The organism is Affinundibacterium danionis, assembly GCF_042432465.1.
Taxonomy (GTDB): Bacteria; Pseudomonadota; Gammaproteobacteria; order Burkholderiales; family Burkholderiaceae_D; genus Undibacterium; species Undibacterium danionis.
In genome coordinates this window covers 260,388-283,037 of record NZ_JBHLXJ010000018.1, presented here as the reverse complement: position 1 = coordinate 283,037, position 22,650 = coordinate 260,388, and the positions used below count along the sequence as shown (strand labels likewise).

Here is a 22,650-nt window from a genome sequence, read left to right as displayed (position 1 = left end):
TGCAGATAGTTTTAGCGTCATTTAGCTTCATCTGGTGCTGCTAAAAATGACATTATTAGATTGTGTGCTTGAATGCTGCTTTCGTCAAATTACAATGTAACAGATAAAATTGCTTTATAGAAATTTTATTTATATTTATTGGTTCTTTTGTAGAAGTCTTCGTTGTGTTAAAGCAATCAAACCTACTGCGCTTATCGTTGCTCCTATGCTCATGAGTATGTGGGTTAACTGAGGATCTCCAAAATAGAACAGGTGGCGCAAGCTCGGCACGGTAAATACCAGTAATAACATGCTGCTCGCAGCAGCACAAACCCACCATAGCATAGAGTTAGGGGAGCGCAGAGTGCGGACGATGTTACCGTTGAGAGAGCGATTTAAAAAGATGAATCCCAGATTGCCAGTTACCACTGCCGCAAAAGTGATGGCGCGGGTTTCGTTCGTTGCGATGTTGTGTTGCATTGCGAGCCAGTGGACACCTAGTATCGCGAGGAGCGTAGCGCTGCCTTGCCAAAATCCGCGCCACAATACCTCCGCTTGAAAAATACTAGATTCCATGCTGCGAGGGGCTCTCTGCATGATGTTGTCTTCTTCCTCTTCCGCCTCAAAGACCAGTGAACAACTGGGATCAATAATGAGCTCCAATATTAAAATGTGTACCGGCATAAGCAGCACGGGCCATCCCAACATGACGGGTAAAAATGAGAGCCCTATGATAGGTATATGAGCCGCAATAATAAAACTTAAGGTTTTACGTAAGTTATCAAAAATGCGGCGACCAAGGCGCACTGCCGCCACGATGGAAGAGAATGCGTCATCGAGTAAAACCAAGGCCGCTGATTCTCGCGCGACATCGGTGCCGCGCTTGCCCATGGCAATGCCGATGTGGGCGGCTTTTAAAGCAGGTGCATCATTCACGCCATCGCCCGTCATCGCAACGATAGCACCGGATTGTTTAAGCAAGCGTACGATGCGTAGTTTTTGCTCGGGCATCACGCGGCTGTAAATTTGGATTTTTTCTAATTGCGTTTTTAAATTCTCATCTGACATGGATAGCATTTCCTTGCCCGTCAGCACGCCCGCTTGATTGTCAATACCACATTGTTTGGCAATATTAATTGCTGTGGCAGGATAGTCACCCGTCATCATCATGACGCGTATGCCTGCACTATGGCATTCTTTAATAGCAGCAGGTACACCTTCGCGTAGTGGATCGGCAAATGCGATTAAACCCAAGATTTGAAAATCAAAATCATGCTGTTTTAAAGGTAAATTTACCTGTAGTTGAACTTCATTAGTTTGACTAAATTCTGCTTTGGCTACTGCTAGCACACGTAGGCCACGCTCAGCCATCGCATTCACCTGCGCCATCAGTTTGGCCGTTTGCTCTGCATTCATGTGGCAAAGATCTGCAATGGCCTCGGGCGCACCTTTGCTTGCGATAATTTGATGTGAGCGATTTTTGTCGGTACTTTGCCAGGCACGGGAAATTGCCATCAGTTCTTTTGACAGCGGGTACTCTTCCAATAGCGCCCAATTCTGATGCAGATGCTCAGTATCTTTTAAATAAACTTGTCCCGCCTGATGCAGGGCATTATCCATAGGTTCATTACCTTGGCTTTGACTGGCTAAAATAGCGAACTCTAAAATCTCGTGGAATGAGTCTGGCAAATTCGTTCCCTGCTTACATACAAAATGCTGATCTTCTGCTGCAAGCTCGGCCAGTGCCATTTTGTTTTGGGTCAAGGTGCCGGTCTTATCGACGCACAAAACATTGGCAGAACCCAAGGTTTCGATCGCGGGAATGCGACGAGTTAAAACTTGTTTTTGACCTATGCGCCAAGCGCCTATGCCCAGAAAAATAGTGAGTACGATGGGAAGTTCTTCCGGAATCATCGCCATAGCAAAAGTCAGACCTACTAAGGCGCCACGTATCCAATCGCTACGGGTATAACCGAACCAGCAAGCCAGTAGTAATGCTAAAGCGATGCTGGCGAGTGCTACATACTTGACGACTTTGCGCGTTTCTTTTTGAACCCGAGTTGGTTCTTCTTCAATCGATGCGAGTGCTTGACCAATTTTACCGACGGCGGTGTTACTGCCAGTCCGTGTTACTAGGATGATGCCTTTACCTTGAACTACCAAACTACCAGAAAACAGCATGCCAGTAGGATCGGCATCTGCGTTATTATTTGATTTGGCGTTGATCGCAGCACTGCTTATCTCGGTGGCGGTGCGGCGCTCTTGGTGTTGGCTGCTAGCCGCTTTTTCGACGGGGACAGATTCCCCTGTTAACAATGATTCATCGACACTTAAGTTGAGACTGTTAATTAGAATGCCATCTGCGGCTATCCGCTCACCTTCGCCAACCACTAGATAGTCACCATTGACGACTTGCTTACTTGGAATACTCACTTGCACGCCATCTCGAATCACTCGCGCACGAGGATTGGACAAGTCACGCAGAGCCTCTAATGCTCTTTCGGTTTTATGTTCTTGATAAAAACTGATCACTAACATGCCAGCGACAAAACCACATAACACCAGCGCTTCGTGCCAGTCACCCAACACCAGATAGATACTGCCGCACGCGATCAATAACAAAATCATAGGTTCTGAAACAACCTGCCAAGCGATTTGCCATAATTTCTGCGGTTGTGCTGTGGCTAGCTCGTTAGGGCCGTCCTGCTGCAGTCGGGCTAAGGCTTGTTGAGAAGTCAGTCCTTGGATATTATCTTCAGCAGAGTTGGGCATAAGGGAACTCTCAGGCTAAGAACAGCGATGTTTTCTGAGTGTTACATGGAATTGTGCTTCAACATAACATGCTAGTCAGAGCTAATGTGGAATTTCAAAACATTTTGTGCCAGATCAATAAAAAAGCCGACCGCGATGATGAATGGCGGTCGGCTTCTAGTTATTTATGTTTTTACTTATGTTCTTACCTATGTTCTACATACGTTCTTAATTTCTTCCTTGCTGCTACTCTAAAGTGGCGATCACAGGTGCGTGATCAGAAGGTTGTTCCCATTTGCGCGGTACTTTATCAACGACGCAAGAAGTGCAGCGCTCAGCCAAGGGTTTTGAAAGCAGCACATGGTCAATTCGGACGCCTTTATTTAAGCGGAAACCTAGTTGGCGATAATCCCACCAACTATAGGTTTTTTCAGGCTGTTCAAATTGACGGAAGCTGTCACTGAGTCCTAGATCTAACAAGGCTTGGAATGCGGCACGTTCTGGTGGTGACACCAGGTTCATGCCCTCCCATGCTGCCGGATCGTGCACATCGCGGTCATCGGGAGCGATGTTGTAGTCGCCTAGTAAAGCGAGTTGCGGATGTTTAGCCATCTCGCTTTTCACCCAAGTGTGCAATGCCGCGAGCCAGCTGAGTTTGTAAGGATACTTTTCGGAATCCAATGCCTGACCATTTGGTACGTAGGCGCAAATGATGCGCATGCCTGCTATGGTGGCTGCGATGATGCGTTGCTGCTCATCTTCAAACAATGGATTATTTTTTTGTACATCTTCTATAGGATGACGCGACAGTATGGCGACACCGTTGTAAGTTTTTTGTCCGGTGAAGGCAACTTGATAACCAGCCGCTTCGATTTCCGCTTGTGGAAATTTATCATCGGTTAACTTGGTTTCTTGTATGCACAAGACATCGACAGGATTGCTTTCCAGCCATTGTAAAACTTGCGGCAGGCGAACCTTCAGGGAGTTCACATTCCAAGTGACTAGTTTCATATTTGATCTCACGCAAAAGCTGGATTCATAAAAAATAAAAACGCGCTCGATGCGGGCAAAGAGCGCGTTGATAGACTACATCTGCAGCTTAACCAGCACGGTTCATTAAGAACGTGGTCAGCATAGGTACTGGACGCCCAGTAGAACCTTTGGCTGCACCCGATTTCCAAGAAACACCAGCGATGTCCAAATGTGCCCATGTGTATTTCTTAGTGAAACGCTCTAAGAAACAAGCTGCAGTGATCGAACCCGCGGCTGGACCACCAATATTCGCGATATCTGCAAAATTGGATTTCAATTGTTCGTTGTACAACTCACCAATCGGCAAACGCCAAGCCACGTCATTGGCTTGTTTACCCGCTGTCAGCAATTCTTCTGCTAATTTGTCATGAGTTTCATCATGACGTGTGAATAGGCCAGTCGTATGGTGGCCTAGTGAGGTGATAATCGCACCGGTCAAAGTCGCAACATCGATCACAGCCGCTGGTTTGAAACGTTCAACATAAGTCAATGCATCGCACAATATCAAACGACCTTCTGCGTCGGTATTCAAGATTTCTATAGTTTGACCGGACATGGAAGTGACGATGTCGCCAGGACGCGTGGCGCTGCCAGAAGGCATGTTTTCGCAAGTTGGGATGACGGCGATGACATTGAGTTTTAATTTCATTTCACCGATAGCGCGCATGGTGCCGAGTACAGAACCCGCACCGCCCATGTCGTATTTCATCTCATCCATGCCTGCGCCTGGTTTCAAAGAAATACCACCAGAGTCGAAGGTAATACCTTTGCCCACCAATACCACAGGCGCGTCTTTGGCTTTGCCGCCCATATGTTTTAGGACGATGAACTTAGGTGGTTCGTCAGTGCCAGCCGAAACGGACAAGAAGCTATTCATCTTCAAAGCTTGGATTTGCTTGCGTTCTAATACTTCTACGCCCATCTTAAATTCAGCTGCGATCTTCTTGGCGGTGTTGGCCAAATGCGTCGGTGTGCAGAAATTGGCTGGCATATTGCCTAGCTCTTTCGTTAATTCCATGCCGTTCACCAGCGCGATGCTTTGTGCTAAGGCTAGCTTGGCGACGTTCGCTTCGTTAGTCGCCACGATGAATGCGACTTTTTTGACATTGGCTGGGATCGTATCTTTTTTGCTCTTATGTGCGTCGGTGCGGAACACCGCTTCGTTAAAAGCGATTACCGCTTGGCGAATCGCCCATGCTAAATCACGACCATCAACGCTAGGCAAAGCAATGCTGATATCACCCGCACCCAGATTGTTTAAGCTGCGAGCGGCAACTTGTACGGCGGTGTTGTACGCTTTTTCGCTGATTTTGGAGGGATCGTCGCCCAAACCTACCAATAAGATGCGTTCTGCAGCGATTTCACTCAAGCTGCGCAAGAGCAGGGAAGAACCAATCTTGCCGCTAATGTCGCCGGATTTCAAAGCGGCATCGATGGCGGATTTCTTATTTAGTTGAATCGCTTGCGGCGATAATTTCTTGTTTTCGAATACGCCGACCACGATGCAGCCCGTTTTGACCGTGGCGAGGTTATCTGCCGCGCTTTTTGCTGCAAGTGTTTTTATGCTAAAGTCCACGTTTTGCTCCTTATGTTTGATCTGTGTGATCTATTTGATCTGTGTTAGCGATCAGTTTTTTTGATTTTTTTATCAGCGATTAAATTCTCATGTGTCGAGGAGAATTAACTAAAGCGATTATTATAACCGCCTTATAGCGCCTAGATTCATTTCCTGACATTGGCCAGTGAGCTGCTTTCGATTCGATAAACGATACTATGTTCGGCGATATTGATAAGCTAACTAGCAATAAACTGAGCTAGGCGCTGAGCCAACAAGATTTACGTAACTAATTACGCAACCCATTATTTAAAGTTATATCCCTATGATTTTTGAACGTGCGCTCAGACGAGAATTGCTCAGTACTGCAGGCGCTGTATTCACGACACTTTTCACGATCACCGTAACCTTTATGCTGATCCGTATTTTGGGGGAAGCAGCGGGCGGTAAAGTGGCCTCCAAGGATGTCTTGATTTTGATCGGTTTTAATTCACTCGATTATTTTCCTATCTTATTGATCTTGACCGGATTTATTTCAGTATTGTTGGTGGTGACTCGCGCCTATCAAGATTCAGAAATGGTCGTGTGGTTTGCTTCAGGGCTGAGTTTAACGAGATGGATTAAGCCAGTATTAAGTGTTGGTATTCCTTTGGTTTTGATAGTGGCGACGCTGAGCCTAGTTGTATCTCCTTGGGCGAATGAACAAAAAATGGAAGTACGCAATCATTACGAAAAACGGGAAGACATTGCAAAGGTCGCGCCAGGTAAATTCCAAGAATCGCGTAGTGGTGGACGTGTCTCTTTCGTGGAGGAAGTATCGGGTGACCTCAGTAAGGTACAGAATATTTTCACCAGCATGATGAATGATGGACGGTCCAGTGTGATCGTGGCGAAAGAAGGCAAGATAGAGATTGATGCGCATGGCGATCGTTTTTTAGTAATGAGTCAGGGACGACGTTATGATGGTCTGCCGACTGAAGGTGATTTTCAGATGATGCAGTTTGAAAAATACGCCGTGTTGGTGTCTACACAAAATACGATGGATAGCAATAATCGTTCTGCTAAAGCCTTACCACTACAAACTTTATTGGATGAACCTAACCCTAGTCGCGATGGTGAGTTGTTGTGGCGTGTTTCATTGCCATTTATGGGTTTGCTTTTGATGTTGTTGGCCATTCCTTTAGGCTTCGTCAACCCGCGCGTTGGGCGCTCGGCTAACATGATAGTAGCGTTGGTCTTTGTCGCGATTAATTTAAATGTTTTAAATATGCTGCAACTGGCGGTGGTTGAGGGACGCTTAAGTTTTTGGAAAGCGTCTTGGCCAATGCATGCGCTGGTTGCTTTGTTTATTGCGATCTTCTTTATATGGCGTTTGAAATTGAATAGTCCTTTACATCCGAGTGGGATCTTGAATCGCGTCAAAGGCTGTATACAAATAAAAAAAGAGCAGAAGTGCGCTGAAGATCAAACGGTGAATTCATAATGAAAGTTCTACAGCGATATTTTGGTACGGAAATTATTCGTGCTGTGTTTTTTGTTTTACTAGCCTTGCTGGTGTTGACTTCATTTTTTGATTTAATGAATGAAGCCTCCTCGGTCAATAAAGGCGGATATCAAATCAAACATGCTTTGCTGTATGTGCTTTTGAATATCCCAGGTAATGCTTACGATTTTCTACCTATCGCAGCCTTAATTGGGACTATTTATGTGTTAGCGCAATTCGCTAGCAATTCAGAATTTACCATCATGCGTGCCGCTAGTATGTCGTCTTGGACGGCCGCAAAAATATTGGCAAAGATTGCGATTATTTTGATTGCGTTTACCTTCTTGCTCGGTGAAGTGATTGCACCCATGTCTGCAAAGACGGCCAAAAAAGTGAAGCTAGCAGCCACCAGTGGACCAGTCACACAAGGGTTTCGTAGCGGCTTGTGGACTAAAGATTTGATCCGTGATTCTCACGATAAAAGTGTGGTGACAGGCACACGATTTTTAAATGTGCGTGAAGTTTCTCCAAGCCGTGCTTTATTGGGTGTGAAAGTGTATGAGTTTGATACTAATTTTCAATTACTGCGCGAAATTAATGCTAGCAAGGCCGAGTATATTCGGTCTCATGTGTGGCGCTTAAGTGATGTGGTGGAAACTGATTTTCCGAAAAATTTAGCGCAAGATACCAAGATCGCTTCCAATACCCACAAGTTGGCGACTAAAGAACTGGAGTCAGAAATTACCCCCGATATTTTAGCGGTGCTGTTCATTGATCCTGATCGTATGTCGGCCTATGAGCTGGCGTCGTACACCCGACATTTATCGGAAAATAAGCAGGCTACCGAGCGCTACGAAATCGCGTTTTGGAAAAAACTTACCTACCCGATTTCTATTTTAGTGATGATGGCGCTGGCCTTGCCGTTTGCTTATTTACATGCGCGTGATGGCGGAATCAGTCTGCGTATTTTCAGCGGCATTATGTTGGGTATGGTGTTTTATTTGGTCAATAGTTTGTTCTCACATTTAGGCATGATTAATACTTGGCCTGCGATGATTACCGCCTTGTTCCCAAGCTTGCTTTTTTCTGGAATGGCATATGCGGGATTGCGCTATGTTGAACGTAACTAAACTGACGGAGTGAGGACATCGTGTCTAGAAAAGCTTTGATTTTGTTTGCCCACGGCGCACGCGCGGCAAGCTGGGCGGCACCTTTTCAACGTCTGCAAAAATTGACTCAGGAAAGTTTGCCTAATGTTCAGGTTGAATTGGCTTTTTTAGAATTGATGCAACCGCAGCTACCCGAGTTGGTAACGGATTTAGTCAATGCGGGATGTGAAGACATCACCATTACACCGATTTTTCTGGGACAGGGCGGACACGTGTTACGTGATTTGCCTTTGATGGTCGAGGAATTACGTAGTCGTTTTCCCCATGTAAAACTAGAACAAGTGGAAGCTGCGGGCGAAAATCCTGCGGTATTGCTGGCGATTCGTGATTATTGTGTTGGTGCGCTAGGTAGAAATTAGCGAAATTAATCGTAATAGATTTAATTCGATTTCAACGATAATTCATACACAAAAGACGCTATCAAATTAGCTTCTTTCAAGGAACCGAAGTCGCATCGCTTCCCCCATCATTACTAATACCGGACCTTCGCTAGGCGTTAAACCTTGTGCGAGGTCGGCTAGCGTTAAATGTAAATGTTTCTCTTCAGGGCGACTGCAACTCTCTACGATGACGATAGGCAAGTTGGCAGAAAAACCTTTCGCCAGCATGCGTTGGGCCGTGAGTATCGCCTCTTTGCCACCCATGTATTGAACTAAGGTGTCGCAATCAGGAATGCGGGTCTCGGCGGGTTCTCCGGGAGCGGTGCTGGACGTGAATAGGGCGACACTGCGTGTTACACCGCGTTTAGTGAGCGGTAGTTTTACACTCGCTGCGGCAGCCATCGCTGTGGTAATGCCGGGTACAATTTCAAAACGTATGCCAGCTTGCTCGAGTGTCGTCATTTCTTCATCCGCACGACCGAACAGCATAGGGTCGCCACCTTTGAGACGTACTACGATGGCGTGTTGTTGGGCTGCTTCGACCAATTGTTGATTGATGTGTTCTTGTGCGGCGGAGCGTTGTCCACTGCGTTTTCCTACCGATATCTTGATCGCTTGTGGGCACAGTTCCAGCATTTCTGGCGTTACCAAGGCATCGTGCAAAACAATATTCGCTTGCGCTAAAAGTTTTGCACCTCGCACCGTAATCAAATCAACTGCCCCCGGACCAGCACCGACTAAATAGACGATGCCTGTCTCTTGTTGGATCGAGGGCGAAGTAGATTCAGATAGATTAGCCAAGACGTATCATTCCCGCTGCAACTGTTTGATGGGTGACTTCGTCTATCAAAATAAATGCGCCTGTTGCACGGGTGATGTCGTAAGCATCGGCAGCTAAGGCTTGTTGTACATTGAGATTGACGCGAGCGATGTCATTCAATTTAAGTGTATCAGTTGCGCGGCGTTCTTGGGTATTGATATCCAATAAAGTGTCGATCGACGCGACACGTGCCGCGACTTGACGGGTGGTATGTTTCAACCAATATTTGCGACGCGAATCTAAAGCTTCTTCAGACAACCAACATACATCAGCACTCACAGATTTGAGTACGGTTGCTGGACGATCTGCTGCCGCTAGCATGTCGCCACGTGAGATATCGACATATTCGTTGAGTAAAATGGTGACGGACTGACCAACTACCGCAGTTTGTAATGAGCTATCCAAAGTTTGGATATCTTTGACAGTCGCGCTTTGGCCGGAAGGTTGTACCACGATGCTGTCGCCAACACTGATCTTGCCTGCTTCTATGCGTCCCATGTAGCCGCGGAAATCATTCGCTTCGTGACCATTGTGACGTGCGACTAATTGCACAGGGAAACGGAAAGGTTCGTCGTGGCATTCATCGTAGACGCTTAAGGATTCCAGCAACTCGATTAAAGTTGGGCCTTGGTACCACGCCAATTTTTCGCTATTGGTCACGACGTTATCGCCAGCCAGTGCGGATAATGGAATGGGGTGGACGTCGCGTAGACCTAATTGATCTGCGAAGCTTTGGTAAGCAGCAACGATGCGGTCGTACACGCTTTGATCGTAATTCACCAAATCCATTTTGTTGACAGCAACGATCACGTGTTCGATTTGTAGCAAATGGGCGATGGTGGAATGACGCTTTGTTTGGGTGAGCAATTCTACGCTGCCGTCGTCGCCGAGTTTGACTTTGGAGACGTCGATCAAAATGATGACCGCATCGGCCGTCGATGCACCGGTGACCATATTGCGTGTGTATTGCTCGTGACCCGGCGTGTCTGCAATGATGAATTTACGTTTTGGCGTGGCGAAATAACGGTAAGCGACGTCGATGGTAATGCCTTGTTCACGTTCGGCTTCTAAGCCATCTGTTAGCAATGAGAGATCAATGGTGTCGCCAACGGTACGCTTATGTTTAGCTTTAGAAATTGCATTGAGTTGGTCCGCGAAGATGCCTTTACTATCGAATAGCAAACGACCAATCAGCGTACTTTTTCCATCGTCTACTGAGCCAGCCGTGATGAAGCGTAATAGGCCGCGTTCACGTGTGAGGTTGTTGGTCGTGGCGGATTGTTGTACCTGGGTGCTCATTAGAAATATCCTTCTTTTTTACGTTTCTCCATGGAGGATTCAGAGGTTTGATCATCCATGCGTGTGGCGCCGCGTTCGGTGATTTGGGTAACTGCGGTTTCTTCGATAATCGCTTCGACAGTCGCAGCATCGGAAGAGACAGGGCAGGTACAAGAAATATCACCAACGGTACGGAAGCGCACAATTTGTTTTTCTACGGTTTCACCAGCACGTGGCGGGGTTAATTCAGTGACTGGAACCAACAAGCCATTGCGCGGAATCACTTCGCGTTCATGTGCGAAATAAATCGGTGGCAGCTCAAGTTTTTCACGGGCGATGTATTGCCAAACGTCGAGTTCGGTCCAGTTCGAGATAGGAAACACGCGCATGTTTTCACCAGGGTGAACGCGAGTGTTATACAAGTCCCATAATTCAGGGCGTTGGGCTTTTGGATTCCATTGACCGAATTCATCGCGGAAGGAAAAGATACGTTCTTTGGCACGGGCTTTTTCTTCATCGCGACGCGCACCGCCTATGCATGCATCAAATTTATGTTCGGCAATCGTTTCCAGCAAAGTCACGGCTTGCGCCGCATTGCGTGAATCTGTTTTGGGGTTACGCAAGCGCACGGTGCCGCGATTGATTGAGTCTTCGACCGAACCGACGATTAAACGTTCGCCCAACTCCGCCACGCGTTTGTCACGGAAAGTGATTACTTCTGGAAAGTTGTGGCCGGTATCGACGTGTACTAAAGGGAAAGGGAATTTACCCGGGCGAAAGGCTTTTTCAGCGATACGCAATAACACCACAGAATCTTTACCACCCGAAAACAGCAGCGCAGGATTAGTACATTCAGCAGCCACTTCACGCATGATGTGGATGGCTTCGGATTCCAGCCAATCGAGATGGCGATTACTCGCGGCATCAATGAAGTGATTTTCTACTACGGTGTTCATGCTAAGCCTTTTAATTCAGTATTCGGTTTTCAAATAATTTCGTTCAAATTGCTTTAATGCGGACTAATTTTCCATCCACCACATGCAAGCCACATTCTTTGGACTCTGGGTTTTCCCACCACCAGCGTCCTGCGCGCACATCTTCGCCGGGTTGGATGGCGCGGGTGCAAGGTTCGCAGCCTATCGATGGGTAGCCTTTGTCATGTAAGGCATTGTAAGGCACATTATTGCTGCGAATATAGTGCCAAACATCATCTTCTGACCAATCAGCCAAAGGGTTGAATTTTTGCATAGCATGAGCGACATCGTCTTCCTGCACTGCTAGCTCAGTACGTGTCGCTGACTGTGCGCGTCTCTGGCCGGTAATCCACGCTTTTTTGCCTTTTAAAGCGCGATTGAGTGGTTCTACTTTACGAATTCTGCAGCATTCTTTACGCATGTCTACGCTGTCATAAAACGCATTCAAACCGTGTTGCTTGACATAATTGTCGACCGCTTCGGTGTCTGGTTTGTAGAGTTTGACTTCATAGTCATAAGTCTCTTTGATACGCTCGAGCATATTCAAAGTTTCTTTGTGTAAGCGTCCTGTCTCCAAAGAAAAAATGTCTATGTTTAATTTATGTTTCAAAATCAAATCGGTCAACACCATGTCTTCCGCCGCTAGGCTAGAAGCGAAAACGGCTGGGGAAAATTCGTTTGAGATCGTTTCTAAAACACTGAGCGTGGTCGCTAGGCGAACTGCAAATTCACTCATTTAAATACCTGTTCTTTCCACGCGGCGGAAAAGTGGATTTTTCTCGTCAACAGAGGTCTGATATTTTTCACTAAAATCGGTCAAACCTTTGATCGCATCGTGAATATTCTTGTCGGCGCGTACTGCAAAAGCATTGAAGCCAACGCGCTGCATGTAGAACAATTGGTCGCGTAAGACATCGCCGATGGCACGCAATTCACCAGTGTAATTGAAACGAGTTCGTAAGTTGTAGGCGATGGAGTAGCCACGCCCGTCGGCAAATTTTGGAAAATCGACTGCTAGCAAATTGAAGAACTGTAAATCGTTTTGTAATTCTTTAGCCTGTTCATTGCTGCTAAACCAGACTGCGATATCCGCGCGATTTTTTGCACGATCTAATAAACTTTCTCTTTGTAATTGCCATACTTTTAAAGGCACAATAATTTTGCCTTCTGGTACTTCAATAGCGTCGGCACTGTCATCTTCGGATAATTGCAAAACTTCCCAATCATCATCGACGACTGCGCGATCTTTAATTATTTTAGTCATTCCATTCTCCCCTTAGTACACAACTGCTGAACCGGCATCTTCTCCGTGATGCTCGATAGTTTTTATAGGTGTTGCATAAACATATTCTTTGAAAGGCGCGATACCCAGACGTTGTGCGGTATCGATAAAGCGTTCGCCACTCACACGATCGCGCAAATACACTTGCACGATGCGGTCTATCACTTCAGGCATTTGTCCTGCTGAAAAAGATGGTCCTATGATTTTGCCGATAGCAGATTGGTTACCCTGCGCGCCACCAATCGACACTTGATACCATTCGCTACCATCTTTATCCACACCCAGAATGCCGATATTGCCGACATGGTGATGACCGCATGCATTGATACAGCCTGACATATTTAATTCCAGATCACCGATATCGTGTAAGTAATCGAGATCGTTAAAACGATCCGTAATATCAAGTGCAATTGGAATCGATTTTGCATTGGCCAATGAGCAGAAATCACCACCCGGGCAGCAAATCATATCGGTCAATAAACCAATATTTGGTGTTGCCAAACCATGCGCTTTCACTTCTTTCCACAGCTCAAACAAACGACTTTGCTCCACATCGGCCAGCACCAAATTTTGCTCATGAGTGACTCGAACTTCACCAAAACTGTAGCGTTCTGCCAAGTCCGCAATAAAATCCATTTGATCTGCACTTGCATCGCCGGGAGGCACGCCAGGTTTCTTAAGTGATAACACAACGGCATTGTAACCCGCGACCTTGTGCGCTTTCACATTCCGCTTCACCCAATTAGAAAATGCCTTATTTTCTTGTTGTAATTGCACAAAATTACTGTCGCTGGCAGGCAAAGTGGCATAGTTTGGCGCTGTGAAATAGGCGGCGACGCGTTGTAATTCGGCATCCGTTAAAGTACCCGGACCATCCTTAATATCTTGCCACTCTTCTTCCACCTGACGCGCGAACTCTTCGGCACCGATGGCTTTGACCAAAATCTTGATACGCGCTTTGTAAATATTGTCACGACGGCCAAATTGGTTGTAGATACGCAAAATCGCTTCTAGATAAGTCATGACGTGTTGCCATGGCAAGAATTCACGAATCACACTCCCCAAAATAGGTGTACGTCCCATGCCGCCACCGACCATCACTTTAAAGCCAACTTCGCCAGCTTCATTGTGAACAACGGTTAAACCGATATCGTGGACTGCAATCGCAGCGCGATCTTCCTTGGCTCCGTTGATGGCGATCTTGAATTTACGTGGCAAATAGGCGAATTCGGGATGGAAGGTGGTCCATTGACGCAAGATCTCAGCATATGGACGTGGATCAATAATCTCATCCGCAGCCACGCCAGCAAATTCGTCTGAAGTGATATTGCGCATGCAATTGCCCGAAGTTTGAATCGCGTGCATTTCCACACTCGCTAATTCAGCCAAGATGTCGGGCGTGTCTTCTAAATTGATCCAGTTGTATTGGATGTTTTGGCGTGTCGTGAAGTGACCATAACCACGATCGTATTTACGCGCGATAAAAGCGAACTTTCGTAACTGTGTGGAAGACAGCAGGCCATATGGCACAGCAACCCGCAGCATGTATGCATGACGCTGCATGTACAAACCATTTTGTAAGCGCAGGATGCGGAATTCATCTTCCGTTAGTTCATTAGCGATACGGCGGCTTACTTGATCGCGAAATTGTGCGACGCGTTCTTGAATGATTAAGTGATCATGTTGGTCGTAACGATACATCTTCAAACTTCCTATTTAAAAGTACCGAGTCTGCAAATGAGGTTTGCCACAGACTTAGCATTAAGATTATGAACGTGAGGGTACAAAGTGCCTTGTTGCTACTAAATACGGCTACAAACAGTGGTACAAACTCAGCAGCAACAAATTGCTTTTGGAAATCCACTGAATCACTAAAGTACTAATTTACAAGCAACCAAAGTTAAGGTCGTCGCCAAAATGCCGCGCAATAATTTTTCAGGTACCGCTTTCGCAGCCAACGACCCCAAAGTGATGCCAGGCACTGAACCTAGCAGTAAGGAACCTAATAATTCCCAATTAATCGAGCCTAGCCACCAATGCCCTATGGCGGCGATTGCAGTTAGGGGTACGGCATAAGCGATGTCAGTGCCAGCGACGTGGGCTGCTGGCATTTTGGGATACAACAAAACTAAAATAGTCGCGCCAATTGCACCTGCACCAATCGAAGAAATCGTGACGAGCACACCCAAAATAGCACCAGCGGTGATGGTCGCTACCGCAAGTCTCTGGCCGCGCAATTGGCGTTCTGGGTGAGCGTTGATCCAAGCGATTAATTTGCTTCGATATAAGATCGCGATGACGGTTAGGAAGACTGAACCAGCGATGGAGTAACGTATGATTTGTCCTAATTCCTGACTGAGCCCGCCGAATTGTTTTAAAGCCAGAGTCGCCAACAAAGCCGCCGGTAGCGCGCCACAACACAACAAACGTACTACATACCATTCTACGGTGCCACGTAAACGGTGGGTAAAAGTGCCGGTCGCTTTGGTAATAGAGGCAAATGCCAGATCCGTACCAACCGCTACCGCAGGTGATACGCCGAATAACAGGGTCAAGAGAGGCGTCATCAAGGAACCACCACCGACACCCGTCAAACCGACCAGAGTGCCAACTGCGAAACCGGAAATAATATAGGTAAGTGTCATAGCGCCTCATACAAAGTAGCATGCATGATAAGTCTAAGCCGCTTTATAACAAACTACTTAGTATTTATTTGCTTATATGTGGTTTGACTATATAGAAATACGAAATTCTTACTATTGGCATTAAATAGCGAGAATAAAGGTGAAAGCGCAGTGCGAGCCTTAATTTGTAATAATTTGTGTGCGCTCAGCTATGGACATAGTTCGACTTTTTGACATAAATGCGCTTGTACATTTACCCCCTTTGAAAATTTCATCTGTGACCAAGGGTGAAAATGCCGGTTTTCTGCAATTGCGCGTAGATAGTCGCGCCACCGCAGCGCAAGCCTGATGTTTCATATTGTATCGAAAACCAATATCCCAGCTCTTTTCTATACATATCAGGTTTTCTCGTCTTTTATTATGCGGTCTGGGCTTCGTGGCTGGATGAAGCATGACGGGAATTACCTAAAATAGATGAAGAAGGAAGTACAGCATGATGACAAAATTTTTTCCTATGGCAAAGCGAGTATTGGTGGGTGCGGTGGCGAGCGGCTTGTTTGCAATGTCAAATGCGAATGCCGTTGATGTCTGGGAGTTTAGGGCGCAAGATATTTTGCCGATATTAAATGAATATAAAGCGAATGCCAATTTCACTGCGAATCAGCAAGCGCTTTGGGTGCAAATCGAAAGTAAGACGAAGGCCATCTTGCGCACGCGCGAGATACGGCGTCAGGCAATACAAGTTGATATCAAAAAACGTTTGCAATTGAAGGCACCAGAGCTGCGCGATTTAGCACTGACATTGGATCAAGATGATCTGACGACCGCACAAGAAAACCAAGCATTGCGTGAGGCATGGATGACCATGTATGACGCCTTGAGTGATGTTCAGCGTGATGCATTGGTACTTATGCTGAATGAGCAGATAAGTCGTGTCGCCGATAAACCTAAGGATGGCCGTGCGACCAGTGAACGGCCGCACGGTGAGGGACGTCGCGGTGGTAAAGGCGGCGCTGGCGGGATGGGGGGCGGAAAACCTTGAGATTTTCAGCGTTTGTTTTGCATCCGCAATTATTTCATCGCTTATTTGATCGCTTCAGAACTAAGTTGAAGGCACAAGTGCATTCAGATCGGTTACGCCAACATCTACGCCAACTTGGCTAAACAAAGTGGTAATCTGACCGCGATGATGGGTTTGATGGTTGAAGATGTGCATGAGCAAGCTAAACAGTGGTTTGTTATGTTGATTGCCTTTGGTATCGCTATAGGTCACGAAGGTTGTTAGCGCCTCGTCTTGTGCTTTGTTGCCCAATAATTGCAACATGGCGTCAAGTTTGTGGCGATAGTCACGTAGAGATGTTAGATCTGTAAAGAGCGTCGTATCTAGCGCCTGAATATGCGGTAATTGTTTGGCATCTTCTAATTCCCACGCTGGTGGAAAGATCGAGCTTAGGCGTTTGAGCCAAATCGTATCTGCTACGGCTAAGTGATTTAGCGTTGCCAATATTGAACCGAAGAAGGCGCCCCGATTTTCTTTTAATGTCTCTTCCGGTAAGTTGGCTGCTGCGTCATATATTTTTTGATTCATCCATTGATTGTAGTGCGCCATTAGTTGGACGTGAGATTGTAGGGGCTGATTGAGTGGCATTAGAACTCCGTTTGGTTGAGGACTGTTATTGAGGTTCATTAACTTATAAATGAGGAACGAGCCATAGTGGATGGGTTCGGTTTCCTCAGCCTACAATAGCCAGTCGTTTTTTTTGACTATTTTGCGAGTGGTTTTTACGTGAATTTAGAATTTGATTTCGAAAGTTTATCTGGATTGGCATTTCATCGTGAGTTGGTGCAAAGTAGGCGTATAGCGCAACGAGATCATTTATCACCAGAAGCAGCGTTGATGCAGGTTTTAACTCAGAGCGCAGGGGATAATGGATTGACTGTCTTGTTGGATCAGCGTCGCCAACAAAAGTTGCGGCAAGCAGAAATAAAAAATGAAAAGCGTCACTTAGCACAACAGAAATTTCAGCAAAAAATAGCGAGTAGAGCTGCTCCTATCTCTTCGTGGTGTGGGTGGTTTGACGGTTCGGCTCGTCCTAATCCGGGAGTCTGTGCTATTGGGGTTGTATTGCAAGCACCTGATGGACGGCAGTGGACATTAAGTCGGGCCATTGGCTATGGAACTAGTAGCACTGCCGAGTATCAGGCCTTGATAGCGCTGTTGGAACTCGCTATCTCTCATGGCAGCTGTGATATTCATATTTATGGTGATAGTCGCGTGATCATCGACGACCTGTATGCGCATACATCAAGTGATACATCCAGCTATGTAGTTCAATCCGCACCAAGTTTAGTTTCAACTCTAGTCCCCATGAGATCGGCGGCGTTGGAGCTGATGGAACAAATTGCTGGTGTTCATCTACATTGGATACCCCGCGCTAGAAACCAACAAGCGGACGCTTTGGCACAGCGTGGATTTGCAATAAATCCTTGAGCATCCCTGCAATCCGTTCAAATTAGTTGAACATGGCTGCGGTTTTTGATTTTCAACTTGTTTCTTTTCCTGTATTGCAGAAATGCCTAGAACTCGCTTAGGATGATATAGCGATCTGCGCACTCTAAATTTAAGTGTTTCTGAGCGCATAAATAATTCGTACAAATAATTCGCATCAATAAATATATATAACAGGGGACAAAATGAGTGAACTCAATGGTGGGCCCAGTGGGCGCGACGGCGACAGTGCCGCCCCAGATATTCGTATGGTGATCGATCAAAAAAGCGCGTTTCCGCCAGTGGCGAGGTTAGGTACTTTTCGTGCCTTTCATTGGTTGTACTTGGGTTTGCAAGATTTCCGCGCTGAACCGATGGCAGGTTTGTTTTATGGCGTTTGCTTTGCGGCAATGGGGGCGGTACTGAAATTAACCTTGGCTAATGCGCCGCAATATTTATCCGCATTAACTTGTGGCTTTCTCTTAGTTGGACCACTACTGGCACTGGGTTTGTATGACGTCAGCAGGCGTATCGAAAATCTGCGGTCTGGCATGTTAGGCAGTGCGTTTTCTATGAGTGGACGCTGGAGTAATATTGGGACCTTTGCCGTGGTTTTGGCGGTGATTATGATGGTGTGGGCGCGTGCTTCACTGGTGATCTTCGCTTTGTTTTACAACAAGGGTATGCCAACCATGGAAGGTTTTTTAGCTAAGCTTTTTTCATTGGAAAATGTAGAATTTTTATTCGTATATGTTTGCGTCGGTTTTATTTTTGCCAGCTTAGTATTCGCGATTAGTTGGATTTCGATTCCTTTGATGCTCGATAGAGATACCGATGCGATTACCTCGATGATTATTAGCATCGTGGCTCTATTTGTGAATGTGCCCTTGACCATGGTGTGGGGTTTGACCATTGTCGCTTTTGTTGTACTGGGTTTTATGACTTGGAATTTGGGATTCATCATCACCATGCCCATCATTGGACATGCGACATGGCATGCTTATCGTGAAGTGGTGGGGCCGGCTGATCAACGCAGTTAGTTTTATGTTGCTTGGTTTTATGTTTGTATATCAATAGTAAAATACACAGTAAATTTACTAGAAAAAATGGCGCAGAGTTTATTTAACTCTGCGCCATTTTTTACGCTGATTTTGAGCGATTGATGAAGACCTATTTCAGCGGTGGAATTGCCTGTGGTACTAAAGGTTTAATCGGTTGCTCTTTGAGTTTTTTCTGCAAATAGTTCAATGCCGTTTCCAATTGTTTATCTTCACCTTTGAACGTTGCATTCGGTAGATTATCGACTTCGATGTCAGGTGCAACACCCACACCTTCTACTAGCCAACGACCATCTTTGACGTCGAATTGGGCATTTTCAGCGGCGCGCACCATACCGTTGTCGCTCAGCGTATTTCTATCCGATAACCAGACACCAGCGCCTGCTGTGCGTTTGCCAATCAAGGGGCCAAGATTGAGGGCTTTGACCCCAGCGGCAAAAGTCTCGCCGTCTGAATAAGTCAGTTCATCAATCAGTACCACCAAATGGCCGCGGAAGGTTTGTTGCATATTGGTGTAGGGTTGATTGCCGGCGGATGACCAGAATGCCCATGCTTTGCGCAAAAGTTTTTCGATGATCCAGCTATCAATATTGCCGCCATTATTCCGACGTACGTCAATGATCAATCCTTCGCGATCAAAGTTGGCGTAGAAGTCGCGAGCAAAGCTGGCTACATCGGCAGGAGTCATCGCGCGCAGATGCAGGTAACCAATTTTACCTTTGGAACTGCTATCTACTTTGCTAGCTAGACTTTGCTCCCAATCGCTGTAACGCAGGTTCGCTTGTTTCATCATATTGATTGGTGACACCAGTACCGTTTTGCTATTGGTACCGCGTTTTACTTGCATCAATACTTGTTTATCCGCCTGATTTAACAGAAGGTCAGAAATATCGCGTGCAGCTAACACATCTTTGCCATTGATGGAGGTAATGATGTCACCTTCTTTGACATCAAGATCAGGATTATCTAAAGGTGCTCGTTGTGACGGTAAGTCAGGCTCGCTACGATAAATGTGATCAATACGATAGCCTTCAGTCACTTTGCTCAATACGGCACCTAAACCGGCTGCTTGTCCATCTGGCGCGGTACGACGGACATCACCAGGACGTACTTGCGAGTGTAATGAGCTGACTTCACTAACCATCAAACCGAGTACATCATTCAATTCCGCACGGTCAGTAATACGATCCACCAGTGGCGCATATTTTTCACGAACTTTGACCCAGTCGACGCCGCGCATATTGGTATCGTACAAGAAGTCACGATGCATACGCCAGGCATCCATATACATTTGTTTCCACTCTTGGCGTGGATTGGAGCTGAAACTCCAGTCCTCAATTTTTATCTTGGCCTTACTTAAATCACTCGGCGCTTTGGCTGCTGCATCCACCACGTAGAAGTCGCCATTGCCTCCACCTGTATGTATAAGTACGCGTTTCTTATCCAGCGATAGATCAAAGTTGCGTGCACCAGCGGCGAAGATTTCAGCTTGTGGCGCGGTCTTGCTGATGGCTAAAGTTTTCACATTGCTGCGGCTACGATCATTGGCATCGCGTTCCATGAAGTACAGACGTTTATCATCGGCGATTAGACGACGATAATTGCCAGCAGCGATAGGTACTTCATATAGACGCTCGGCTAAACCTTGGTACACGATAGCATTGCCCGATTTTTTTGCAGGCATAGCGTCCGCTTTTTTGCCTGCATCTTTACTAGCACTAGCGTCAGCGATATCCGTTTTTTCGCCTAATTTGTCTGGGGATTTATCGTTAGACTTGTCAGTGTTTTTATCGTTGGCTTTGCTCAACTCATCGTCAGGCTTGAACGGGAAGCGATTGCCTGGTTGTAAGGCTAGGGCGAAGATGCCGGCACGCTTATCGAAGTAGGTACCCATATTGCGATCGCCCCAAGGTGCGCCGACGCCCGGTTGGAAATTGCGGTTCGATAAAAAGTACAACCATTTGCCATCGCTTGAGAAAGTAGGGGATTCTGACTCGTAACGATCTGTAGTGACAAAATGGGTTTGCTTACTCTCGAGGTCATACAGGCCGATTTGATTGCGGCCTTGTGAGCTGTTACCACGCACCATGGCTAAAGTTTTGCTGTCAGGTGACCAGACGATTTCATCATGGGTGCCATTCCCACCTTTTGACGCATCATCGATGACCACATTGGATTTGGTCGCTAAATCCAGCAACCAGAGGCGACCGCGTTTATCAATGTGAGCTAAATATTTGCCATCTGGCGATGGCGCCATTGCCAGTCTGTGAGTCGAGCCATCTTTGGTTAATTGCTCCGGCTTACCATAGCCATTGGTGGGGAAGCGCCAGATTTCATTTTCACCTGTGCTATCGACGAATGCGTACACATAACGGTCATCATGAGAAAATACTGCCTCACGTGCTCTGGCACCGTCAGGCAAATTGATATCAACTCGGCGCTGAGTCCCTGTACCCGCAATGCTCATCTGACCACGCGCTGTGAATACGAGTTTCTCGTCCTTGCCTGCAACCTGCACATTGGTCAAAAACTCTAAAGGGTTTTTGATATAACGTTGACGTGATTGATCAAAATCTGAAACCAAATCGATATTCAGTAGTTTGTCGTTTTGCGAGGTCAAATCCAATATGTGCAAGTTGGCGCCTAATTGATAGGCGATTTTGCCATCACCTAATTGCGGGTTTCTGACTTCCCATTCTTTGTGTTTGGTGATCGCACGTACCTCTCCACCATCCAAATTGGCGGAATAGATATTGTAGGCACCATCGCGATCACTTAAGAAATACAAACGATTTTTCCATAGCATAGGACGGCGGTTGTTTGATTTTTCTTTGGCGAAGATATTGACCGCTTCGGCTTTGCCATTCAAATCGAATTTCCACAATTGTGCCAAACCACCACCGCGATACATCTTGGCGTTGTCATTGCGCGTATGCGAGCCGAGGCGAGTGAAGTATAAAGTTTTGCCGCTTTCGTCTAAAGCGGCTTCATTGGCATCGGTGACAGGAAAAACCTGACGTTGTAGATTTTGTGGATTGATGGCAGAGATGACGGTTTGTGCACTAGGGCCAATTTGATTTTGGCTAGTCACCAACACTTCGCCTTGGGCACTCCAACCCAACACGGTGACTGCCGTATTTTCAAAGCTAATACGCTTGGGTATACCGCCAGCGAGCGGCATCACATAAGCTTCCTGCGCGCCTTCATAGCTGGCGGAAAATGCTATCCATTTGCCATCTTGGGAGATCGCTGAGTTGGTCTCTGCGCCCAAATGAGTAGTCAAGCGTTGTGCCGCACCGCCATTGATACCGACTTTCCATAAATCACCTTCTGAGGTAAATACGACAGAATCAGCGCGAATAGACGGAAAGCGAACATAAGCATTGTCGTTGGGCGCAGCGTAGGCCGAAGCAATCATACCGCCTAAGGACAAGCTAAATAGTAGAGAGCGAATTTTCATAATTTTGGGCGAATAGGGTTGAGAAAAATCAAGGCTAAAAAAGATTAATGCGAAAAGTAAGGGAACGCAGTAAACAATCAGTAAAAGCTAAGTAGAATATTCAATTGGTGTAAATAATGCAATCAATGTGTTTGGAAAGTGTTGATGAGCGTCTACACAAAATTCTTATCGTAAGCATCTTGCTAGTTTTTAAACTTCGTTGTTACCAAACTTTGTTTTAGTTTTATAGATGTTGTCAGACCAGTTGCCAGTGAATTAGTTCTGTACATAGGGAATTTGCCCACACAAATTGCTTCAAATTGATGCAAAACAGTTTT

General features: G+C 46.2%; 18 protein-coding genes. 6 read left to right on the top strand and 12 right to left on the bottom strand.

Features of this window, described 5'->3' with window-relative positions:
• Positions 1-135: 135 nt before the first annotated feature.
• From ACFFJH_RS17335 to ACFFJH_RS17325, 3 genes are all read right to left on the bottom strand, one after another.
• On the bottom strand, positions 136-2,751 hold the full coding sequence (locus ACFFJH_RS17335; protein WP_390214199.1) for a cation-translocating P-type ATPase: 2,616 nt from the start codon (positions 2,749-2,751) through the stop codon (positions 136-138).
• 225 nt (positions 2,752-2,976) lie between these two features.
• Positions 2,977-3,741 carry an exodeoxyribonuclease III gene (xth, locus tag ACFFJH_RS17330; protein WP_390214198.1) on the bottom strand — a complete coding sequence of 255 codons (765 nt, stop codon included), beginning with the start codon at positions 3,739-3,741 and terminating at the stop codon, positions 2,977-2,979.
• An 88-nt stretch (positions 3,742-3,829) separates the two neighbouring features.
• Entirely contained in the window at positions 3,830-5,338 is a 1,509-nt protein-coding gene (locus ACFFJH_RS17325; protein WP_390214197.1) for a leucyl aminopeptidase, read from the bottom strand.
• 304 nt (positions 5,339-5,642) lie between these two features.
• On the opposite strand from ACFFJH_RS17325, the gene lptF reads away from it, so the two are divergent.
• The 3 genes from lptF to ACFFJH_RS17310 are packed head-to-tail and all read left to right on the top strand — an operon-like array spanning position 5,643 to position 8,328.
• Positions 5,643-6,800, top strand: a complete 1,158-nt coding sequence (gene lptF, locus ACFFJH_RS17320) for an LPS export ABC transporter permease LptF (RefSeq protein ID WP_390214196.1) — start codon at positions 5,643-5,645, stop codon at positions 6,798-6,800.
• The gene (gene lptG, locus ACFFJH_RS17315; RefSeq protein ID WP_390214195.1) at positions 6,800-7,930 is read left to right on the top strand and encodes an LPS export ABC transporter permease LptG; all 1,131 of its coding nucleotides are present in this window, start codon (positions 6,800-6,802) and stop codon (positions 7,928-7,930) included. Before lptF ends, lptG begins: the two co-directional genes overlap by 1 nt.
• A 20-nt stretch (positions 7,931-7,950) precedes the next feature.
• A complete protein-coding gene (locus ACFFJH_RS17310; protein WP_390214194.1) occupies positions 7,951-8,328 on the top strand; it encodes a sirohydrochlorin chelatase in 378 nt (125 codons plus the stop codon).
• A gap of 66 nt (positions 8,329-8,394) precedes the next feature.
• Here the strand turns inward: ACFFJH_RS17310 and cobA are convergent, their stop codons facing one another.
• The 7 genes from cobA to ACFFJH_RS17275 form a co-directional block, all read right to left on the bottom strand.
• Positions 8,395-9,150 carry a uroporphyrinogen-III C-methyltransferase gene (cobA, locus tag ACFFJH_RS17305; RefSeq protein WP_390214193.1) on the bottom strand — a complete coding sequence of 252 codons (756 nt, stop codon included), beginning with the start codon at positions 9,148-9,150 and terminating at the stop codon, positions 8,395-8,397.
• Entirely contained in the window at positions 9,143-10,468 is a 1,326-nt protein-coding gene (locus ACFFJH_RS17300) for a sulfate adenylyltransferase subunit 1 (RefSeq protein ID WP_390214192.1), read from the bottom strand. The genes cobA and ACFFJH_RS17300 overlap by 8 nt, the downstream gene beginning before the upstream one ends.
• Positions 10,468-11,403: a sulfate adenylyltransferase subunit CysD gene (gene cysD, locus ACFFJH_RS17295; protein ID WP_390214191.1), complete on the bottom strand. Its 936-nt coding sequence runs from the start codon at positions 11,401-11,403 to the stop codon at positions 10,468-10,470. The genes ACFFJH_RS17300 and cysD overlap by 1 nt, the downstream gene beginning before the upstream one ends.
• A gap of 43 nt (positions 11,404-11,446) precedes the next feature.
• Positions 11,447-12,157 carry a phosphoadenylyl-sulfate reductase gene (locus ACFFJH_RS17290; protein WP_390214190.1) on the bottom strand — a complete coding sequence of 237 codons (711 nt, stop codon included), beginning with the start codon at positions 12,155-12,157 and terminating at the stop codon, positions 11,447-11,449.
• Complete coding sequence (locus ACFFJH_RS17285; protein ID WP_390214189.1) at positions 12,158-12,685, bottom strand: DUF934 domain-containing protein; 528 nt, start codon at positions 12,683-12,685, stop codon at positions 12,158-12,160.
• 12 nt (positions 12,686-12,697) lie between these two features.
• A complete protein-coding gene (locus ACFFJH_RS17280; protein WP_390214188.1) occupies positions 12,698-14,404 on the bottom strand; it encodes a nitrite/sulfite reductase in 1,707 nt (568 codons plus the stop codon).
• Positions 14,405-14,574: 170 nt separating this feature from the next.
• Positions 14,575-15,348, bottom strand: a complete 774-nt coding sequence (locus ACFFJH_RS17275) for a sulfite exporter TauE/SafE family protein (protein WP_390214187.1) — start codon at positions 15,346-15,348, stop codon at positions 14,575-14,577.
• A gap of 472 nt (positions 15,349-15,820) precedes the next feature.
• On the opposite strand from ACFFJH_RS17275, the gene ACFFJH_RS17270 reads away from it, so the two are divergent.
• Positions 15,821-16,369 (top strand): hypothetical protein, encoded by a 549-nt coding sequence (locus ACFFJH_RS17270; RefSeq protein ID WP_390214186.1) that lies wholly within the window; start codon positions 15,821-15,823, stop codon positions 16,367-16,369.
• A 60-nt stretch (positions 16,370-16,429) separates the two neighbouring features.
• Here the strand turns inward: ACFFJH_RS17270 and ACFFJH_RS17265 are convergent, their stop codons facing one another.
• On the bottom strand, positions 16,430-16,975 hold the full coding sequence (locus ACFFJH_RS17265) for a DinB family protein (protein ID WP_390214185.1): 546 nt from the start codon (positions 16,973-16,975) through the stop codon (positions 16,430-16,432).
• Between the two features lie 138 nt (positions 16,976-17,113).
• On the opposite strand from ACFFJH_RS17265, the gene ACFFJH_RS17260 reads away from it, so the two are divergent.
• Complete coding sequence (locus ACFFJH_RS17260; RefSeq protein WP_390214184.1) at positions 17,114-17,818, top strand: ribonuclease HI family protein; 705 nt, start codon at positions 17,114-17,116, stop codon at positions 17,816-17,818.
• A 203-nt stretch (positions 17,819-18,021) separates the two neighbouring features.
• Complete coding sequence (locus tag ACFFJH_RS17255; protein WP_390214183.1) at positions 18,022-18,855, top strand: DUF2189 domain-containing protein; 834 nt, start codon at positions 18,022-18,024, stop codon at positions 18,853-18,855.
• Between the two features lie 130 nt (positions 18,856-18,985).
• Here the strand turns inward: ACFFJH_RS17255 and ACFFJH_RS17250 are convergent, their stop codons facing one another.
• The gene (locus tag ACFFJH_RS17250; protein ID WP_390214182.1) at positions 18,986-22,333 is read right to left on the bottom strand and encodes a S41 family peptidase; all 3,348 of its coding nucleotides are present in this window, start codon (positions 22,331-22,333) and stop codon (positions 18,986-18,988) included.
• Positions 22,334-22,650 lie beyond the last annotated feature (317 nt).